18 protein-coding genes are annotated in these 18968 nt (G+C 72.0%); 14 read left to right on the plus strand and 4 right to left on the minus strand.

Annotated features, from left to right (window positions below; translation table 11 throughout):
• Positions 1-9: 9 nt before the first annotated feature.
• Both OHA64_RS14720 and OHA64_RS14725 read right to left on the minus strand, forming a co-directional pair.
• The gene (locus OHA64_RS14720; RefSeq protein WP_405613017.1) at positions 10-1275 is read right to left on the minus strand and encodes a PucR family transcriptional regulator; all 1266 of its coding nucleotides are present in this window, start codon (positions 1273-1275) and stop codon (positions 10-12) included.
• Between the two features lie 3 nt (positions 1276-1278).
• Positions 1279-1431, minus strand: coding sequence for a hypothetical protein (locus OHA64_RS14725; protein ID WP_405613019.1), 153 nt, complete (start codon positions 1429-1431; stop codon positions 1279-1281).
• Between the two features lie 175 nt (positions 1432-1606).
• Here OHA64_RS14725 and OHA64_RS14730 point away from each other — a divergent pair, with 175 nt between their 5' ends.
• The 9 genes from OHA64_RS14730 to OHA64_RS14770 all read left to right on the plus strand — a co-directional run bounded on the left by OHA64_RS14730 (position 1607) and on the right by OHA64_RS14770 (position 13015).
• Positions 1607-2596 (plus strand): DUF3068 domain-containing protein, encoded by a 990-nt coding sequence (locus OHA64_RS14730; RefSeq protein ID WP_405613021.1) that lies wholly within the window; start codon positions 1607-1609, stop codon positions 2594-2596.
• A gap of 193 nt (positions 2597-2789) precedes the next feature.
• Positions 2790-3944 carry a glycosyltransferase family 4 protein gene (locus OHA64_RS14735; RefSeq protein WP_405613023.1) on the plus strand — a complete coding sequence of 385 codons (1155 nt, stop codon included), beginning with the start codon at positions 2790-2792 and terminating at the stop codon, positions 3942-3944.
• Between the two features lie 68 nt (positions 3945-4012).
• Positions 4013-4723 (plus strand): class I SAM-dependent methyltransferase, encoded by a 711-nt coding sequence (locus OHA64_RS14740; RefSeq protein WP_405623978.1) that lies wholly within the window; start codon positions 4013-4015, stop codon positions 4721-4723.
• Positions 4720-8925, plus strand: a complete 4206-nt coding sequence (locus tag OHA64_RS14745) for an alpha-(1->3)-arabinofuranosyltransferase family protein (protein ID WP_405613025.1) — start codon at positions 4720-4722, stop codon at positions 8923-8925. The genes OHA64_RS14740 and OHA64_RS14745 overlap by 4 nt, the downstream gene beginning before the upstream one ends.
• Entirely contained in the window at positions 8922-10286 is a 1365-nt protein-coding gene (locus OHA64_RS14750) for a condensation protein (protein ID WP_405613027.1), read from the plus strand. The genes OHA64_RS14745 and OHA64_RS14750 overlap by 4 nt, the downstream gene beginning before the upstream one ends.
• The gene (locus OHA64_RS14755; protein WP_405613029.1) at positions 10283-11026 is read left to right on the plus strand and encodes a methyltransferase domain-containing protein; all 744 of its coding nucleotides are present in this window, start codon (positions 10283-10285) and stop codon (positions 11024-11026) included. Before OHA64_RS14750 ends, OHA64_RS14755 begins: the two co-directional genes overlap by 4 nt.
• 23 nt (positions 11027-11049) lie before the next feature.
• Positions 11050-11955, plus strand: a complete 906-nt coding sequence (locus OHA64_RS14760; protein ID WP_405623979.1) for a hypothetical protein — start codon at positions 11050-11052, stop codon at positions 11953-11955.
• Entirely contained in the window at positions 11952-12185 is a 234-nt protein-coding gene (locus OHA64_RS14765) for a Trm112 family protein (RefSeq protein WP_405613031.1), read from the plus strand. Before OHA64_RS14760 ends, OHA64_RS14765 begins: the two co-directional genes overlap by 4 nt.
• Entirely contained in the window at positions 12182-13015 is an 834-nt protein-coding gene (locus tag OHA64_RS14770; RefSeq protein WP_405613033.1) for an FkbM family methyltransferase, read from the plus strand. The genes OHA64_RS14765 and OHA64_RS14770 overlap by 4 nt, the downstream gene beginning before the upstream one ends.
• A 32-nt stretch (positions 13016-13047) precedes the next feature.
• Here the strand turns inward: OHA64_RS14770 and OHA64_RS14775 are convergent, their stop codons facing one another.
• Positions 13048-14262, minus strand: a complete 1215-nt coding sequence (locus OHA64_RS14775; protein ID WP_405613035.1) for an RNA-guided endonuclease InsQ/TnpB family protein — start codon at positions 14260-14262, stop codon at positions 13048-13050.
• A gap of 52 nt (positions 14263-14314) precedes the next feature.
• Between OHA64_RS14775 and tnpA the strand changes: the two genes are divergently transcribed.
• Together tnpA and OHA64_RS14785 are read left to right on the plus strand one after the other, a co-directional pair.
• A complete protein-coding gene (gene tnpA / locus OHA64_RS14780) occupies positions 14315-14743 on the plus strand; it encodes an IS200/IS605 family transposase (RefSeq protein WP_405613037.1) in 429 nt (142 codons plus the stop codon).
• 172 nt (positions 14744-14915) lie between these two features.
• A complete protein-coding gene (locus tag OHA64_RS14785) occupies positions 14916-15038 on the plus strand; it encodes a hypothetical protein (RefSeq protein ID WP_405624441.1) in 123 nt (40 codons plus the stop codon).
• Here OHA64_RS14785 and OHA64_RS14790 read toward each other — a convergent pair whose 3' ends face one another.
• Positions 15039-15950 (minus strand): RimK family alpha-L-glutamate ligase, encoded by a 912-nt coding sequence (locus OHA64_RS14790; RefSeq protein WP_405613039.1) that lies wholly within the window; start codon positions 15948-15950, stop codon positions 15039-15041. It abuts the gene before it with no gap.
• A gap of 157 nt (positions 15951-16107) precedes the next feature.
• Here OHA64_RS14790 and OHA64_RS14795 point away from each other — a divergent pair, with 157 nt between their 5' ends.
• The 3 genes from OHA64_RS14795 (at position 16108) to OHA64_RS14805 (ending at position 18865) form a co-directional block, all read left to right on the plus strand.
• Positions 16108-17184: a MerR family transcriptional regulator gene (locus OHA64_RS14795; protein WP_405613041.1), complete on the plus strand. Its 1077-nt coding sequence runs from the start codon at positions 16108-16110 to the stop codon at positions 17182-17184.
• 73 nt (positions 17185-17257) lie between these two features.
• On the plus strand, positions 17258-17773 hold the full coding sequence (locus tag OHA64_RS14800; protein WP_405613043.1) for an ArsR/SmtB family transcription factor: 516 nt from the start codon (positions 17258-17260) through the stop codon (positions 17771-17773).
• A gap of 3 nt (positions 17774-17776) precedes the next feature.
• Positions 17777-18865, plus strand: a complete 1089-nt coding sequence (locus tag OHA64_RS14805; protein WP_405613045.1) for a serine hydrolase domain-containing protein — start codon at positions 17777-17779, stop codon at positions 18863-18865.
• The last annotated feature ends 103 nt before the right edge of the window (positions 18866-18968 follow it).

An 18968-nucleotide genomic window follows, 5' to 3' on the forward strand; every position in this document is an offset into this window, starting at 1 on the left:
CCGGTCGTCTCACGTCCCGCCCAGCCCTCTCGTCTCCCCCAGAATCCCCCGCAACCGCTGTGCCCGCAGCACCAGTTCGAGTTCGAAGCGCCGGTCCGGGTCGTCGATCTCGGGGCCCCACAGCTCGCGGATCTGTCGGAGCCGGTAGCGGACCGTCTGCGGATGGACCCCCAGTCGGGCCGCCACCTCGGGCGCCCCGCCCCGCGTCTCCAGCCAAGCCAGCAAGGTCTCCGCGAGCCGCCGTCCGTGGGTGGGACCGCAGTGGGTGAGGGGGGCGAGGCAGCGCAGGGCGAGGTCGTCGAGGAGCTCCTCGGGCTGGAGCAGGACCAGCGCCTCCGTGTACTCGGTGCAGTACAGGACCTCGCCCGCCGGAAGCAGCCGCCGTTCCATCAGCCGTACGGCCGCCTCGGCCCAGCGCAGTGACTTCGCCGCGTCGGCGAGGGGGACCGGGGGGCCGATCGCTCCCGCCCATCCCGTCAGCGCCCGGTGCAGCAACTCGGGGCGGCCGCCCGCGTCCGGCTCGGGCACGACCATGCGCGGCTGCTCGTAGTCCATGTCCAGCAGCACCCCCTGCCCCACCCCCTGCCCCACGGCGGGCGCGACCGCTTCCCGCGCCGGCCGCAGCAGCACGCCCACGGCGACCTTCTCCGGCAGTGGCCAGCCGATCCGGGCGGCCCGCTCGGTGAGGGCGTCAGCCGGGTCGCCGCGGTGGTGCTCGGCGAGCAGCAGCTCCATCAGGCGGCGCTGCAGACGTAATCGTTCCCCCGCCTGGCGGGCCGCCGCCTCCGCGTAGCCCCGTACGGACTGGTCGACCAGTTTGTCCAGGTACTCGTAGCCCGCGTCGACCAGTTCGTACATCGCCGGCGGCGGGATCTCGACGCGCTGGCCGATGTCGGCGAAACAGCGCCAGGCCAGCCGTACGCCCATGCGGTAGATCGCCTGGAGGGAGTCCAGGCTGCGGCCGTCGAGTCCCTCGCCCCGGCCGAACTCCTGGAAGACGCCGGGCGGCACGGTCGGACGGCCCGCCGAGTAGTCGGCGTTCTCGAGGTGCTGGACGAAGACCTCGATGGCGCGGCGGATGCCGACCAGTGCCATCGGCTCGCCCGACTCGTCGAGGACGACGGGCAGATGGGGGTACTCGCGACGGATCTCGCGCAGGATCTCCTCGGCGAGCGCGGGCGTCTCGGCCAGCGCGATCGCCGCGAACTGGCGCACCTGGTGCCGGGGGACGTCGTGCCAGGCCGAGCGGGTGATGGTTGCCGGGCGGGCCGTCACCGGTCAACTCCCTTGGTCTGTCTGCTCGTAGGTGACCAAGGGGGTGTTCGGCTGGTCGGGTGTCGCTTCGAGCAGCGCGACGACGCCGAGTGCCGCGCCCACGGCGAGGGCGGCGCCGAGCGCCATGGTCAGTGCGGCGGTGAGGAGTCTGGACATCGCAGGGTCAGCCTCTCTGTCCGGTTCGATCCGGAGGTCGGTGCCCACCCGGCGTCCCACCCTGCCTGTCGGCCCCAGTGTCGACAGGACATTGACACTCCGTCAAGGGGCGCCTACGGTCCTCGGCCCATAGAGCGGCCCGAACTCCGTCATCTGACGACCCTGGAGTGCCCGGATGCGCCGTACCCTGTCACCTCTTTCCCTGATTCTGCTGGGCCTCGGCACGTTTCTGCTGGTCCTGGCACCTCTGCTCGCCTGGTACGTCGAGCCACGAGCAGCCGTGAACCCCATCGACATCGACACCACCGCCGTCTACGAGGGCACCGGCAGCGTCTTCGACACCGAGAAGCTGAAGACCGTGCCCGACCAGCGGATCACCGTCACGCAGCGAGTGCGGGGCAACGTGGCCGAGAGTGAACGCAGCGGCCGGGCCGCCGTGTGGGACGTGACGACCACGGTCGACACCGACAAGTCGCTGCCGGCCGCCGATCCGCACGACGCCCTGGAGTTCGTCCCGCACCGCTGGGTGATGGACCGCAGGACCACGAAGCCGGTGCACTGCTGCCGGGAGAAGCCGTACATCGAGGGCGAGGCCTATCTGAAGTTCCCCTTCGACGTGCGCAAACGCTCCTACCAGTGGTGGGACAACTCCCTGGGATCCACGGTCACTTTGCGCTACCGGGGTACCGAGAAGGTCCAGGGGTACACGGGTTACCGGTTCACCGGCACGGTCCCGCCGTCGAAGGTGGGCACCAGGCTGGTGCCGGGCAGCATCGTCGACCAGGCCGGCCGGCCGCAGGTGCTGGCCGAGGAGTGGTACTCCAACCATGGCGTCGAGCTGGTCGTCGACCAGGCCACCGGCCGGGTGATCTACGCACAGGTGGGCCCGAAGCGCACCCTGCGGGCACCCGGCGCCAAGAAGGACGCGGTGGTGCTGCTGGACAGCCGGAAGGTCGCCTTCACCACCGACACCCAGAAGGAGGCGGTGCGGCAGGCCAGGCGGGACAGCGGTCAACTGCGCACGGTGGGCGAGACGTTGCCGATCGGTGCTGCTGTGGCCGGATTCGTCCTGACGGTCGCGGGGGGCGTTTTGGTGGTACGAGGACGTAAGCGCCCCGATTCACAAGAAACACCCGATACATACCGAGTTCCGCTCACGATGTGATGTGACGTCAGCTCCAACAAAGCCGGAAATTGTCACCTCCGTGAGTAGCCGTGGCGAACGGCTGGGCTAAAACTGTCCACCCACCCGAGCACAGACCGTCCACACCCGTCTCGCAGAAAACCATGAAGCCCCCCACAGGAACACACCTTCATCCCCCACGCAGTTCCGCACCCTTAGACGAGTTGGAGCGCTCATGCCCCAGCACGTGCCGTCTTCGGTGCACGCCGCCTCCCCCAGGGCGTCGCAGCACCCCTCGGCGCTCCCCCCACCTCCGCGCCGCATCGTCTTCCTCGCCCATCGAGATCTGGACAACCCTGCCGCCGGCGGCTCCGAGCTGCTGGTCGACCGGCTCGCCGACGGACTGACCCGGCTCGGCCACCAGGTGACCCTGCTGTGCGGCGGTCCGGCCTCGTACCGCGACTACCGGGTCGTGTCGGCGGGCGGCGAGTTCGGCCACTATCTGCGCGCCCGTTCCGCCTTCGCCCGTCAGGTCGGCGACTGCGACCTGCTGGTCGAGGTCTGCAACGGGATGCCGTACCTGGCGCCCCTCTGGCACCGCGGCCCCACCCTGCGCCTGGTCAACCACGTCCACACCGACCTGTGGACGATGCGGTTCGGCGGCCCGCTGGCCCCGGCCGCCCGGATCGGCCGAAGACTCGAACACTGGGCGCTGGCCGGTGCCGCCCGGCACCGGGGCCTGCTGGTCGCCGTCTCCCCCTCCACGGCCCACGCGCTGCGCGGGATCGGCGTCGACCGCGACCGCATCCGGGTCGTGCACAACGGGGTCGAGGAGCCGGGCCCGCGTGCCGAGCGCTCCCCCGAGCCGCTGTTCGTCGCGGTGGGCCGGCTCGTCGAGTACAAGCGGATCGATCTGCTGCTGAGACTGTGGGAGCGGGTGCGGCCGGTCACCGGCGGCCGGCTGCTGATCGTCGGCGACGGACCCGAGCGGCAGCGCCTGGAGCAACTCGCCGGTCCTGGCGTGGAGTTCACCGGCCATGTCTCCGAGGCGGAGAAGCACCGCCTGCTGTGCGCGGCCTGGCTGCTGCTGCACCCCTCCGCGGTGGAGGGGTGGGGCCTGGTGGTCACCGAGGCGGCGGTGCGGCAGACTCCGTCGATCGCCTTCGACGTGCCCGGTCTGCGCGACTCGGTGGTGGACGGCGAGACGGGCGTCCTCGCCCACGGTGAGTCGTCCTTCGCCGCTGCCTGGTGCGCGTTGACGCTGTCGGGACACCGGCGGGAGCTGATGGGCAGGGCGGCTCGTGACCGGGCGGGGCGCTATCGCTGGGATCGGACGGTGAGACAGTTCCGGGCGGTGGCGGGTGAGACGGTCCGGAGGTGGCCGCCGTGACCGGCATCGAGGACACGTCGGCACGGCGCGGCGGGGATCCCTCGGCGCCACGCCTCAAGGATCCCTCGATACGCCGTTCCCTCGCCCTCTTCCGGGCCTTCCTGCGTGAGCAGGACGACCCCGATGCCTGCTACTCGTTGCTCGCCCGGGACGCCGCCGACCAGGTGGAGGCCTACGACGGGCCGCTGGCCGGCCGTACGGTCGTGGACGTCGGGGGCGGCAGCGGCCACTTCACCGAGGAGTTCCGCAGCCGCGGGGCCCACGCCCACCTCTTCGAACCGGACGGCCGGGAGCTGGGTGAGAAGCCGCCCGACGGGACGGTGATCGCCGACGGGTATCTGCTGCCGCTGTACGACGGGGTCGCGGACGTCACCTTCTCGTCCAACGTGCTGGAGCACGTGGCCGATCCGCAGACCTTCCTCAGCGAGCTGATCCGGGTGACCCGGCCGAACGGGCTGATCTACGTGTCGTTCACCAACTGGCTGTCCCCGTGGGGCGGTCACGAGTGGGCGCCCTGGCACTACCTGGGTGCCGAGCGGGCCCGCGCCCGCTACCGGCGCCGTACCGGAAGGGCCGCCAAGCACACCCTCGGCGAGAACCTGTTCGCCGTGCACATCGGCCCGACCCTGCGGCAGGTGCGCGCCCGCGACGACGTCCAGGTCGTCTCGGCGCGCTCCCGCTACTGGCCGTTCCTCGCGGAGACCGTCGTGAAAGCCCCCGGGATCCGTGAGGTGGCCACCTGGAACCTCCTCCTCATCCTCCGGCGGTGTCCACCATGACGACGTCCACGGTCCAGGCCCCTCCTCCGGCGGCCGTCCCGAGCACCGCGATCATGTCGGGCCCGCCGGAAGGCCCGCGGTCACGGCGTTGGCTGCTGGGGTTCTGGGCCGTGGTGTTCGTGCTGTTCCTGGCGGTCCAGCCGGGCCGGCAGACCTTCGACACCAAGCTCGGCGTCACCACCGCCCCGGGCCGGTTCCTCTCCGACCTGGGCCAGTTGTGGCACGACCAGGGCTCGTTCGGCGGGATCCAGGACCAGTACGTCGGCTACGTCTGGCCGATGCTGCCGTTCTACTGGCTGGGCCACGCCCTGCAGTTGCCGGTGTGGCTGGTGGAACGGCTGTGGCTGTCGCTGATCGTGTCGGTCGCGTTCTGGGGCGCGCTGCGGCTGGCCGAGCGGCTGCGCGTGGGCACCGGGGCGTCCCGACTGCTCGCGGCCCTCGCCTACGCGCTGTGGCCGGTGTTCACCATCGTCATCGGCTCCACCTCGGCCGCCGCGCTGCCCGGCGCGTTCCTGCCCTGGGTGTTGCTGCCGCTGGCCGACGAGCGTCACAGCGCCCGGGTCGCCGCCCTGCGTTCGGCCCTGGTGGTCCCCTTCATGGGCGGCGTCAACGCGTCCTCGACCCTGGCGGCCCTGCTCCCGGCCGGTCTCTACCTGCTGTCCCGCCCGCCCGGCCCCAGACAGCGCAAGCTGATCGCCTGGTGGGTGCCGGGCGTGATCCTGGCGACGGCCTGGTGGTGGATCCCGCTGCTGCTGCTCGGCTTCTACGGCGAGAACTTCCTGCCGTACGTCGAGAGCGCCCGGACCACCACCGAGACCATGTCGGCGACGGAGGCGTTGCGAGGCGGCGGGAACTGGGTCGCCTATCTGCACCTGGTGGAGGCCTGGTTGCCGGCGGGCTGGACGGTCGCCTCCTCGGTGATCGTGATCCTCTGTTCGGCGTGCGCGGCCGGACTGGGCCTCGCGGGACTGGCCCGGCGGGACATGCCGGAACGGCGCTGGCTGGTGCTGACCGTGCTGACGGCCGCACTGGTGCTGCTCGCCGGGCACGGCGGCGCGTTCGGCGCGCCCTTCCACGGGGCGGTGCAGGACTGGCTGAACGGTGCTCTGGCCCCCTTCCGCAACATCTACAAGTTCCAGGTGGGTCTCGCCCTGGCACTGGCGCTGGGCCTGGCCCATGTGGTGGGCGTGGCGGCCGAGTCGCGCGGTGCCCGTCGGATCCGGGGCCGCCGGTTCGCGCCCCTGGTCGCGGCGGTCCTGGTCCTGCCCGGCCTCATGTGGCCGTATCTCAACGGCTCGATCCTGAACCCGGGTTCCTTCCAGGAACTCCCCACGTACTGGAAGGCCACGGCCGACTGGCTGGAGAAGTACTCCCCCGACTCGCGCGCCCTGGTCGTCCCGGCGACCGCGCACGGCATCTACTCCTGGGGCTCCCCCATCGACCAGCCCCTCGACGTGCTCGCCGACTCCCGCTGGGCGCAGCGCGACTACGTCCCCTTCGGCACCCCCGGCAACCGGCGCGCCATGGACGCGGTGGAGGAGTCCCTGCTGACCGGGGGCGAAGTCCCGGGTCTGGCCGACTACTTGAGCCGGGCGGGCGTCTACTACGTCGTCGTGCGCAACGACCTCGATCCGGACCAGATCGGCAACGTGCCGACCTCGACGGTGAAGCGGACCCTGGAACAGTCCGGCTACGAGCGGGTGACGGGCCTCGGCCCGCTCATGACCGGCGGCCGGATCGCCCCCGACACCCCGCTCCAGGTGGAGGGCCTGTACCCGAGGCAGCGGGCGGTCGAGATCTACCGTCCGGCCAGCGAGAGCGTGCCGCGTCCCGGGCAGGCCGGACTGACCCCGGTCGCCGACACGGCGGTGGTCTCCGGCGGCCCCGAGGCGCTGCTGCCACTGGCCTCCGAGCTGCGCGGCCGGGCGAGCGTCCTGACCGGCGACAACCATCCGGGGCTCGGCACCCCGCCGCTCCAGGTGGTCGGCGACGGGCTGCGCCGCGCGGACACCCGCTTCGGGCTGATCAACGCCAACACGTCGTACACGTACACCCGCGACGAACGCAACGCGTCCGGTGCCGCCCAGGACGCCGGCGGGAAACCGCACCAGATCCTGCCCACCACCGGCCTGGACCACCAGACGGTCGCCGAGCTGCGCGGCGCCCGCGCGGTCACCGCCTCCTCGTACGGCAGCTGGCTGTTCCACCTGCCGCAGTTCGACCCGGTGAACGCCTTCGACGGCAACCCGGACACGGCGTGGGCGGAGGGCGTGGCGGGCTCGCCGAACGGGCAGTGGCTGCGGATCGCCCTCCCCGACGACGCGTACGACATGCCGTCATCCTTCAAGGTCACACCGCTGCCGCAGGAGAGCGTGCGGTCGGCGGCGACCCGGGTGCGGGTGGAGACGGAGAGGGGGTCGCGCAGCAGCGTCCTGCGGCCGGACGGCTCGACGCAGAGCGTCAAGGCGCCCCCGGGCGAGACGAGTTGGATGAAACTGACGATCACCGACTCGGTGGCCCGGCGGGCCGGGCTCGCAGGTGCGGGCTTCTCGGAGATCGGACTGCCGGACGTCCAGGTGACCCGTCTGCTCCGGCTGCCCACGGACGCCGCGCGCACGGACGCCTCCGCCCAGGTCGTCTCCCTGCACCGCACCGCCGACCCGGCCGGGTTCTCCCCGACGGGCACGGAGGCGGGCCTGCACCGCACCTTCTCGACGGCCACGGCGGGGACGTACGAGGTGCGGGCGAACGCGGTCCCGGTCGCCGGCGAGGAACTCGACAAGCTGCTCTACGAGATCGCGCCCGACCAACGCGACCGCATCACGGCGACCGCCGACTCCACGGCGACGCTGGGCGCCGGACTGTCGGCCCGCAACCTGACCGACGGCGACCTGACCACGGCGTGGATCGCGGGCGACCGCCCGACCATCCGTCTCCGCTGGACCGGCAGGCAGCCGATCAGCGAGATCGTGCTGGCCCCCGCGGGCGGTCTGTCCAGCCGGCCCACCAAGGTGGACATCAGCTCCCCGGACGGCGCGGCGATCGCCGGGGTCGACGAGAACGGCGCGGTGCGCTTCCCGGCGATCACCACGGACCGCCTCGACATCACGATCACCGACACGGCCCCGATGACCCTGCACAACCCGGTCGCCGACGAGGACCTGCAACTGCCGGTCGGTCTCACGGAGGCGTACCTCCCCGCTCTCGACCGCTATCGCACACCCCAGCCGAAGGCCGACCGGACGTTCTCACTGCCGTGCGGCAAGGGGCCGGTGCTGGCGGTGGACGGTGAGGTGTTCCAGACCGGTGTGAAGGGGCGGGTGCGGGACCTGACGGAACGCCGCCCCGCACAGGTGACTGTCTGTCAGTCGAGCCGTGTCGGGGACGAGTTGGAGCTCACGGCCGGTTCGCACCGGGTCGAGGGCGGTGACGCCGGGCCCCTGACCCTGACCGACGTGACCCTCACCCGCGGCACGGTGACGGAGCCCGTGGCGGCGACTCGTGAGCTTCGGGTACGGGACTGGCTGGGCGACCGGCGCGAGCTGACGGTCGGCTCGGGAGCGGCGTCCTATGTGACGACGTACGAGAACTACAACGACGGCTGGCGGGCCACCCTCAACGGCCACGAACTCACGCCGCTGCGGCTGGACGGCTGGCAGCAGGGCTGGCGGGTCCCGGCGGGGGCGGGCGGCACGGTGAAACTGTCGTACGAACCCTCGACCACGTACGACGCCGGACTGATCGGCAGCGGGGCGGCACTGGCCGTCCTGCTGGGCCTGGCCCTGTGGCGCCGCCGCGCCCCCAACCCGGACGAACCGCAGCCGCTGCCGCCGCCGCCCGGCCTGTGGCTCGGCACGGTGGCGCTCACGCTGGTCGCAGCGGTGATCGCCGGGTGGTTCGCCCTGCTGGTCCCGGCCCTGGCGCTGCTGGCACACCGTCGGCACACACTCCTCGTCCCGATCGCGTTCGTCGCCCTCGCAGGGGCGGGGATCGCGGCGGCGACCGGGGCCGGAGAACCGGCGGGCAGGGAGCAGGGGGCGTTCGGGCACCTGGCCCAACTGCTCGCGCTGATCGGGCTGTTCGCGGGACTGGTGAGTGTGCGGGAGCCCGGTGACCGGGGCGGACCGCCGCCGGAGTCGGAGGCGCCGACCCGGCACCTGCCGCCGGTCCGGGACGAGAAGGGGAGGACCGAACCCGTATGACGACCACATCCACGCCGTCCACGCACAGCGCGTACCCACGGATCCCGTTCCCGGTCGTGGACGAGGTCGCCCGGCACTGCCTCCAGGAGGAGGAGCCGGAGACGGTCCACATCGAGGTGCACCTGCCGGGGCGGCTGGATCCGGCGCGGCTGCGGAAGGCGTTCACGGAGGCGCTGCACCGGCATCCGCGGATCCTCATGCGGGAGGCCGCGGGGCCCTGGTACCGGCGCCGGTACGAGTGGGAGCTGACGGCGGAGCCGGACCTGGAGGTGGTGAGCTTTCCCGCGCCGGGCCGGGACGCGTTGCGGGACGCGCGGACCCGGGCCCTCGTTCAGGCGCCGCCGCTGTCGTTGTCGCCGCCGATCCGGTTGGAGGTCGTGGAGGGGGCGGGACGCGCGGAGGGCAGTGAGGCACCCGTGGACGGTGGGGCGGCCCCAGCGGCCGCCGTTCCCCGGGGCGAGGCGACGGTCCTGTTCCTCACCATCAACCACACCGCCCTCGACGGCCCGGCCTGCCTCCGCGTCCTCGCCACCGCGGCGGAGCTGTACGGCGGCCGGGACAACTCCCCCGCCGCACCCCCCACCCGCGCCCCCGAACCCCCGCCACCTCCCCAGGACGCCCCCTCCAACTGGTCCCGACCCGCTCGCGTGGCCGCCGGCGCCCCCGAACTCTCCCCCGGCAACGGCCTCCTCGTCTCCGAACTCCCGCTCCCGCACCGCCCCAAGGGCTCCCCGTACACCGTGAACGACCAGCTGATGGTCGCCACGGCCCTCACCCTCGCCCACTGGAACAGGGAACACGGCGCCCGCCCCCGCCCCCTGCGCATCACCATGCCCGTCGACGACCGCCCCCGGGACACCACCATGCCCATCGGCAACGGCACCCGACTGGTCGAAGTCCCCTTCACGCCGGACGAGTTGACCCGAGCCACACCGTCCGACATGCCGGCGCTCCTGCACCGCACGGCGACCCGTACCCGCGCCCTCAAGTCCCTCCCCCGCCCCCAGCTCGGCCACGGCGCGTCCCTCCTCACCGCCCCGGTCGCCCCCGTGGCCTGGCGCGCCGCCCTCACCCGGGGGCTGCGCAGAGCCGCCGCGCCCTGGACGTCGACGACCCTGCTCAGCAACATCGGCCGCGTCCCGTACCCGCTGGACTTCGGCGCGGAAGCCGGCCGCGCGCACGCCGTCTGGTTCTCCGCGCCCGCCCGGATGCCCCGCGGCCTCACCGTCACCACCGCCTCCACCGCGGGCCGCCTCCATCTCGCCCTGCGCTGGTCGCGCTCCCTGCTCGGCCACGACGACGGAGCCCACCTGCGCGACCTCTTCGAGCACCATCTGCACACCACGGAGGTCAGCACATGACCACCACCGCCCAGCAACCCCCCAAGGACCTGCGGGACTTCTACGAGAACCCGGACGTCCCCGTCGCCTCCGGCGCGCCCCGCTCACTGCGCCAGGCCCGCATGCTGGCAGCCGCCCTCGGCCCGCCCGGCGGCACCGGCACGACCCGCACCGTCCTCGACATCGGCTGCGGCGACGGCACCGCCGCGGCCACCGCCGCCCCCCTCCTGACCGGCCACCGCGTCATCGGCGTCGACTGGTCCCAGGACGCCCTCAAACGCGCCCGCGCCCATCTGACGAACCCGGTCCGGGGTGAACTCACCGGCCCCGGGCTCCCGTTCGCCGCCGACTGCGCCGACGCCGTGCTGTTCAGCGAGGTGATCGAGCACCTCGTCGACCCGGACGCCGCGCTCGACGAGATCCGCCGCATCCTGCGCCCGGGAGGCCACCTCATGCTGTCCACCCCGAACCTGGCCGCCTGGTACAACCGCGCCCTGCTGCTGGCCGGAGTACAGCCCGTGTTCTCCGAGGTCAGCCTGCGGGCCGTGCACGGCCGGCCGGGCACGGAGGTGGTGGGACACCTGCGGCTCTACACCGCCCGCGCCCTGCGGGAGTTCGTCACGGCCGCCGGCTTCGAGGTCGTACGACTCGAAGGCGCACCCTTCCACGGGGTTCCGCGCCCACTGCGTCCGCTGGACCGGCTCGCCTGTGCCAGACCGGCCCTCGCGTCGATTCTGCTGCTGCACGCGCGAAAGACATAGGGGCCCGGGCGATGTGGTGGGGAGTGGCCGCGGCCCTGCTCGCGAACGTCCTCTACAGCACCGGATTCGTCCTGGAGAAGCGGGCGCTCGCCGCCCTGCCGGAGGTGAGTGTCCGGCAACCCGCCCGGCTCCTCGGGCTCGTGCTGCGCAGCCCGCTGTGGGTCGGGGGGTCGCTGGCGCTCGCCTCCGGGTTCGGCGCGCAGCTCGCCGTGTACCGCACGCTGCCGATCGCCGCCGCGCAGGGCATCTTCGTCTCCGGGCTGGTCCTGCTCGTGCTGCTGTCCTCCCGGCTGCTCGGCGAGGAGACCACCGGCCGCGAGCGCTACGCGCTGGGCGCGATCCTGCTCGCGCTGCTCATGGTCGTGCTGTCGCTGAACGAGGACTCCGACCGGGTCGGCCAGGAGGCGCCGTACCCGTTGATCCTGCTGGTGTGCGTGCCGTCGCTGGCCGCGGGCGTGTGGCTGTACAACTCGGCCGAGCGCCGCACCCGGCACCGCCACCGCGCGCCGACCACGGGCGTGGAGTACGGCGTCGCGGTGGGCCTGCTGTACGGCGTCAGCTCGCTCGCCATCAAAGGCGTGTCGAGCTGCCTGACGTCGAGCGGGCTCCAGAGCGCGGTCCTCGACCTGCTGCGCTCCCCGTACCCCTATCTCCTGCTCTTCACCGGCGCGTTCGGCCTGGTCATGTCGCAGGCAGCACTGCAACGCTGCCGGGCCTCGCTGATCGTGCCGGTGTGCACGACGGTGACCAGTCTGTTCACGGCGGTGCTCGGCACGCTGTCGTTCGGCGAGGCACTGCCGCACGACCCCCTCAGGCTCACCCTGCGCCTGGCGGGCACCGCACTCGCCGTCTCCGTGCTGCTGAGCATGCCCAAGCACGACAAGGCACGCCAACCATCCATCACCGCCAAGGAGTTGACCCCACCGTGACACCCGACGACCCCTTGCTGAACATCCTGGCGTGCCCGCTCGACAAGGGCCCGCTGCACCTCGTCGCACCGGGCGGTCCGGACGGCCCGCACCACGCCGAGGCCCTCTACAACCCGCGGCTGCGCCGCCGTTACCCGATCGTGGACGGTATCCCGCAGCTGCTGCCGTCCTCCGGGGAGCAGGTCACCGACGACGAACACGACGACCTCCTGAAGCGGATGACCCCGTGACGGGCCCCGCGCGCACCTGGGCGGCCCGACTGGCCCCCCATCTGCCCACCCGGCTGGTCGCCGCGGCCGCCCGGGCCGTGTACCCGCGCTTCGAACCGGAACTGGCACGGCTCACCGACCTGTGCCCGCCGGGCTGCGGCACGGCGGTGGACGTCGGCGGCTGGTACGGCCCCTGGACGCGGCGCCTGGCCGGACGCGCCCGCCGGGTGGTGACCGTGGAGCCGGTGCCGCATCTGGCGCGGCTGCTGACCTCGGCGGCCCCGCCGAACGTCCGGGTGATCCAGGCCGCGGCCTCGGACCAGCCCGGCACCGCCCGGCTGTGGCTGCCGTCGGACGACGCGGGCGACCGGGGGGTCTCCTCGCTGGTCCGCCGGGACATCCACGGCCGTGCGGTGGACGTGCGCTGTGTGGTCCTGGACGATCTGGGGCTGCGTGACGTGGACTTCATCAAGATCGACGTGGACGGCAGCGAGCTGGCGGTGCTGCGCGGGGCGACCGGTCTGCTGGCCCGCGACCGCCCCGCCCTCTTCGTCGAACTGGAGTCCCGTATCCAGCCGATCGCGCCGGTGGTGACGTATCTGACCCTGCTCGGCTACGACGGCTGGGTGCTGCCCCGCGACACCTGGGTGCCGCTCTCCGGCTTCCCCCTGGAGTCCCACCAGTCGATGGCCTCGTACGTGGTCACGCACGGCCTGCTGCGCCGCGTCCTGCCCTTCCGGGACCGCCCCCGGTACATCAACTCGGTGTTCTTCCTTCCCGACGGGCGCCGTCCTGGGGAGCGGCCGGTGCGCGACGATGAACGGCATGCCCTCAGGAAACCGTCCGAGTGACTCCTCCCCCGGCTGAAGCCGGGGGCTTCTCGTTACGCCGGGTTGGCGTCGCGACGGACCAGCCCGGCCCGTAATACGTTGGTGGCTGCCACGGTGTCGGCGTGCGCGTGGTGGCCGCAGGTGACGCAGTGGAACTTTTCCTGTGTGGGCCGGTTCTCCTTGGCGGTGTGCCCGCATTCGGGGCAGGTGCGGGAGGTGTTGCGGGGGTCCACGGCGATCACTTCCCGTCCGGCGCTTTCAGCCTTGGCGTGCATGATCGTCAGGAACACCCCCCATCCGGCATCGTTGATCGACTTGTTGAGCCCGGCCTTCACGGCGGCCCCGTTGGGCAGGAAGCCGCCCGGCCGGTCGGGGTCGGGCTTCGGTGCGGGGGCCCTGCTCATGTTGCGGATCTTGAGGTCTTCGTGCGCGATGACGTCGTGCGCTCGCACCAGGCCGAGCGCCGTCTTGTGTGCGTGGTCGAGCCGCTGGCGCCGCACCTTGCCGTGCAGCTGGGCGACCTTGTCCACCGCGCGCTGGTGGTTGGCGGTCCGGTCCTTCACCTTGCGGCGCGGGAACCGGGACAGGGCCTGCTGCGCCGCCTCCAGTTTCGCGGCCGCACGGCGGCCGTGGCGCGGACTGGGCACGAAATCGCCGTTCGAGTCGGCGAGGAAGTTGGCGATGCCCAGGTCGATACCGACCACGCTGCCGGTCGCGGGCAGCGGCTGCGGCTGGTCCTGCTCAGCGGTCAGCACGACGAACCACTTACGGCCCTCGCGCTTGACGGAGATGGTCTTGACCCGGCCGGCCACCGGGCGGTGCTGGTTGACCTTGACGTGGCCGACGCCCTGGAGGCGGACGCGGGTGACGGGGTCGTGCGGGGTGGAGTTCCACCGGCAGCCGTCCCCGTCCTTGGGGAAGTCCACCGTGTCGAACCAGTTCACCCCGCGAAAACGCGGATAGCCCGGGGTGTCACCGGACTTGACCCGGCGGAAGAACGCGGCGAACGCCTTGTCGAGACGGCGCAGGGTGGCCTGCTGTGAACTGAACGACCAGCGGCCCTGACGCTCCGGGTCGAACGCCCGGATCTCCTTGAGCTGCGCCGACTGCATCCCGTACCTGACGGTGGTCTTCGATGGGTGCCGCCAGGCGTCGCGGCGCTCCTGCAACGCCCCGTTGTACAGGGAGCAGTGATCTCGCAGCATCTCGACCAGCGCCTGCTCCTGGCGGACGGTGGGCCGCATGAGGAACTTGTACGCACGGATCACCCCAAGCCCACCCCCTCCGGTCAAGTCCCCTCGATCCTACTATACTTGGCGCATGTCACCGCGCTGGGAACCAGATCCCGACATCAGACGGGGAAACCACGTCATCTCCAACCTCCACGCCCACTTGGTGTTCGTCACCAAATACCGGCGTGAGATCTTCAACGACGACATGCTGACGCGCTGCGAGGCGATCATGCGGGACGTGTGCGAGAGCTTCGGCGCCCAGCTCCAGGAGTTCAACGGCGAAGGCGATCACGTCCACCTGCTCGTGCACTACCCGCCGAAAATCGCCCTGTCCAAGCTCGTCAACTCCCTCAAGGGCGTCAGCTCCCGATATCTGCGCGCGGAGTACACGGGCCGGATCAACCGGATCGGCACCGCATCCGTGTTCTGGTCCCCGTCCTACTTCGCGGGGTCCTGCGGCGGCGCACCACTGAGCATCGTCAAGGAGTACATCGAGAACCAGAAGCGCCCAGCCTGACCGTCGCCCCGAAGAGCAGAGATCTCCGGCGCTTCGCGCCTCCGGGCCGAGGATCGCATTCCCGCCCGGCCTGAAGGCCGGGATTCCCTGCGAAGAACAAGGGTGAAGTTCCCCGCTGAGCTGGACAGTCCGGACCAAGACGTTCGGGTCCCGGAGGCGCGGCCCAGGTTGAGTGGCAGGAGCACATGAGCAAGCGATCCACGCCTACGACAAGACCCCGGACAGCCACCTCGCCGGCCTCCACCTGCGCGCCTCGATGATCTGGATCAAGGACCTCACCCGGACCACCAACTGATCACGGCTCGATACGCGCCCTGGGACCGGGCTGGAAAACGTCCTGGCCTGCCGCCGTAAGGATCGCCGTCACGACCGCCGGCACCGACCCCGGATGCAGGCTCAGGAACAGGTTCGGTTCCACCAGCTCCAGCTCCATCACCCGCGGCTCCCCGTCCTCCCCGTCCACGAGGTCGACCCGGGCGTACAGCAGCTCGGGGGCGTCCGGTACGGCGGCCAACGCGCGTTCGGCGACAGAGAGTTCGGCCGGGGTCGGGGTCCACGGCTCCAGTCCCGGGTGGGCGACCTTGTCGGCGTCGTAGGCGGTGCCGGAGGCGAGGACGGCCCGCTTGCGGCTGGCGTGCAGCAGCCGCCCTCCGTAGAACTGCAACGCCCGCTCGCCGTGCAGGTCGATGCCCTTCATGTACGGCTGCACCATCGCGGTGAGCCCCTCCTCGTGCAGGTGCGCGAGATGGCGTACGGCGGTGTCGTGCTGCTCGGGCGTGTAGCGGGCGGCGTACCGGGCGCCGGCCCCGGAGGTCGGCTTGACGACGTACTCGTGGTCCGCGGGAAGGTCGACGACATCCCCGGGGGCGAAGTATTGGGTGGGGACGACGGGCACCCCGGCCGCCGCCAGCTCCCCTATGTACCGCTTGTCGGTGTTCCACCGCACCACCTGGGCCGGGTTGGCCAGCCGCGTCATCGTGCCGCACTTGAGCGCCCACGCCACGAACTCGGCGGCCCGCCAGCTGTAGTCCCAGGTGGACCGGATCACGGCGAGGTCGAAGCCGGCCCAGTCGACCCCGGCGTCGTCCCAGATCACGGCCTCCGCCTCGGCCCCGGCCGCACGCAGCGCCGCCAGCAGCACCGGCAGGTCACGGTCCTTGCTGGGCTTGGGCCGGGGGTCGTAGGTGACGAGGGCGATACGGGGCACGGCGGGCTCCTTCTCGAACGGTGCGCGACTGGCAGGCTAACCGGCGCCCCGGCAACCGCGACCACCTGGTTGACCCTCCCCATGGGTGAAGCCCCAGCATCGGTGGCGGGGAACAAAGGCAGCCGAAGGGCTCGGACGGGACCGGGGGCTACGACGCATGGACGGCCTGCTGACGATCGGCGCCTTCTCGAAGGCGTGCCGGCTGTCGCCGAAGGCGCTGCGGCTGTACGACGAACTGGGGCTGCTGCGTCCGGCGCGGGTCGACCCGGAGACCGGATACCGGTACTACGCGGCCGGGCAGTTGGAGCGGGCGCGCCTGGTGGCGTGGCTGCGGCGGCTGGGGATGCCGCTGGCCCGGATCCGTGACGTGTGCGCCCTCACGCCTTCGGCGGCCGCCGAGGAGATCCGCGCCTACTGGGCGCTGGTCGAGACGGAGACGGCCGCACGGCGGGACCTCGCCGCGTTCCTCGTGGACCAGCTGACAGCGGCACCGAGGAAGGACACCACCATGCTGGAACTGCGCTACTTCGCCCAGTCGGACCGCGGCCGGGTCCGCCCCGCCAACCAGGACACGGCGTACGCGGGCACCCGGCTGCTCGCGGTCGCGGACGGCTTCGGACCGGCGGGCGCGCCCGCGAGCGGCGCCGCCGTGGAGGCCCTGAGGTTCCTGGACACCGAGGACGTGCCGGCGGGCGAGGTCCTCAACCTCCTGGCGGAGGCGGTGCGGGGCGCGACGGAGGCGCTCCGTGACCTCGCGGCGACCGCCGGGGCCGGCCCGGAGGACATCGGCACCACCCTGACCGCCCTGCTGTGGACGGGCTCCCGCCTCGCGCTGGTCCACATCGGCGACTCCCGCGCGTACCTGCTGCGCGACGGGGCCCTCTTCCGTATCACCCACGACCACACGGTGGTCCAGTCGATGATCGACGAGGGCCGTCTCACCCCCGAGGAGGCCACCGCCCACCCGCAACGCGCCCTGCTCCTGAAGGCCCTGACGGCCGACACGCCCCCGGCTTTGGACCTCCGCCTGCACGACGTCCGCCCCGGTGACCGCTACCTCCTGTGCTCCGACGGCCTGTCCACCGTCGTCCCCGACGCCCGCATCCGCACCCTGCTGGCCGCCTCCCCGGCCCCCGACGAGGCCGTCCGCACCCTGGTCGACGAGGCGAACACGTCCGGCGGGCCGGACAACGTGAGCTGTGTGGTGGCGGACGTGGTGGAGCGGGCGGCCTGACCGGGCGAGGGCCCACCTCCCGGAGCCCCCAATCCCCTTGCTCCGTTATTCCGGAATAACGTAATGTCGAGGCATGGCTGATGACTCCCTTGCGGAGCGAGTCGCCGCGCTCGAAGAACGGGTGTCGCGGCTGGAGTTGGAACCGGCGGCGCCCCGGGACGACGTGTTCTGGGCGCTTGAGGGGCTACGCCGGCGACTCGACGGAGACGGGCAGGTGCTGTTCACCGGCGCGCTGGACCTGCCCACCGGCGAACACTACGAATGGCAGCAGGGCGCGGCGACGGAGGGACTGCTCGAAGCGAACTGGGCGGACCACGCCGCGTCCTACGCCGCGCTGGGACATCCGATGCGGCTCACCCTGCTGCGCGCGGTGCTCCGAGGGACCCGGTCCGCGACCGAGTTGCAGGAGACAGCCGGACTGAACACCACCGGGCAGCTCTACCACCACCTCAAGCAACTCACCGCCGCCGGCTGGCTCCAGGCTGGGGGGCGCGGCCAGTACCGGGTGCCCGCGGGCAGAGTGGTGCCGCTGCTCGTGCTGTTGTCCGCGGTGATGCCGGCGCCGGACCTGACGACTACGGAGGATTAGTTCATGAACCGACGGAAGTTCCTGGGCGGGACGGCGTCCGCGGCCGGCGTGTCGCTGTTACCCGGAACCGCCGCTGCGGCCGAGGGCGACCTGGCCGCACGGGTGCGGCGTCACCTGGACCGTGCGTTGGCCGCCGGCAGTCCCAGCGTGGTGTGCGGAGTCATCCGCGGCGCGCAGAGACACATAGCGGGTGCGTCCCAGGAGGGCCCGGCACCCGACGGCAGGACGGTGTTCCAGCTCGGCTCGATAGGCAAGACGCTCACCGCCACGGCTCTCGCACGGGCCGTACATGCGGGTACGGCCCGCCTCGACGCGCCGCTCGTTCTGCCCCCTGGGTTCCGCATCCCCCGCAAGGGCCCTCGTCGGATCACCCTGGCCGACCTGGCAACCCACACCTCCGGGCTGCCCTCGCTGCCGCCGAACCTCCTCGCGGAAGCGGATCCGTACGACCCGTACGCGCACTACACGCTGGACGACCTTGCCGCCGGCCTCGCCGAGACAACCCTGGGCACCGAGCCCGGCAGCGTCCACCAATACTCGAACCTCGGGTTCGGCCTGCTCGGCCAGGCGCTGGCCTTCGACGACGTCGACGCCATGCTGCGGCGCTGGGTGACAGCACCGCTGCGCCTTGCCGACACGACGACGGCCCTGAGGCCGGACATGGCCTCACGCAAGGCCATCGGTCACCTCGCCGGGGATCCCGTGCCCGACTGGCACGATTCCGTTCTCAGTGGCGCGGGCACCTCCCTCTACAGCACCGCGGGCGACATGCTCCGCTATCTCGGTGCACAACTACGTCCGGAGCGCTCGCCGTTGCGGGACGCGATCGAACTGACCCAGCGCCCCCACTTCACCGTCGACCAAAAACTGCGGCTCGGGCTCGGCTGGCACCTCAGCACGCTGTCCGGCGGCCGGACCATGATCTGGCACACCGGCGCCACCGGCGGATTCAGCACCTGTGCCGCGTTCAGCAGGCAGAGCATGACGGCGGTGGTGGGGATGGTGAACACCTACAGCGAGGAGACCGCCACCGAGCTGCGCCCGGTCGACGCACTGACCTTCTCCCTCCTCGCCGAACTCGACGAGGCGTGAACCCGTCTGCGGGGCGGTCGGCCCGCCAGGGGCGGCGTGATCGGCGCTCCGTCGCCGCCCGGCGCCAGGATGCGGCGGATTCCTCCTGGTGATCCGGCCCCGC

The organism is Streptomyces sp. NBC_00076, from assembly GCF_045041235.1.
Classification (GTDB): domain Bacteria; phylum Actinomycetota; class Actinomycetes; order Streptomycetales; family Streptomycetaceae; genus Streptomyces.

What these genes read in the sequence shown, in the direction of transcription:
- OHA64_RS14730 (WP_405613021.1), top strand. Translation starts at nt 1,607, where the DNA reads ATGCGCCGTACCCTGTCACCTCTTTCCCTGATTCTGCTGGGCCTCGGC.
- OHA64_RS14795 (WP_405613041.1), top strand. Translation starts at nt 16,108, where the DNA reads ATGGACGGCCTGCTGACGATCGGCGCCTTCTCGAAGGCGTGCCGGCTG.
- OHA64_RS14745 (WP_405613025.1), top strand. Translation starts at nt 4,720, where the DNA reads ATGACGACGTCCACGGTCCAGGCCCCTCCTCCGGCGGCCGTCCCGAGC.
- OHA64_RS14755 (WP_405613029.1), top strand. Translation starts at nt 10,283, where the DNA reads ATGACCACCACCGCCCAGCAACCCCCCAAGGACCTGCGGGACTTCTAC.
- tnpA (WP_405613037.1), top strand. Translation starts at nt 14,315, where the DNA reads ATGTCACCGCGCTGGGAACCAGATCCCGACATCAGACGGGGAAACCAC.
- OHA64_RS14800 (WP_405613043.1), top strand. Translation starts at nt 17,258, where the DNA reads ATGGCTGATGACTCCCTTGCGGAGCGAGTCGCCGCGCTCGAAGAACGG.
- OHA64_RS14750 (WP_405613027.1), top strand. Translation starts at nt 8,922, where the DNA reads ATGACGACCACATCCACGCCGTCCACGCACAGCGCGTACCCACGGATC.
- OHA64_RS14805 (WP_405613045.1), top strand. Translation starts at nt 17,777, where the DNA reads ATGAACCGACGGAAGTTCCTGGGCGGGACGGCGTCCGCGGCCGGCGTG.
- OHA64_RS14725 (WP_405613019.1), bottom strand. Translation starts at nt 1,431, where the DNA reads ATGTCCAGACTCCTCACCGCCGCACTGACCATGGCGCTCGGCGCCGCC.
- OHA64_RS14735 (WP_405613023.1), top strand. Translation starts at nt 2,790, where the DNA reads ATGCCCCAGCACGTGCCGTCTTCGGTGCACGCCGCCTCCCCCAGGGCG.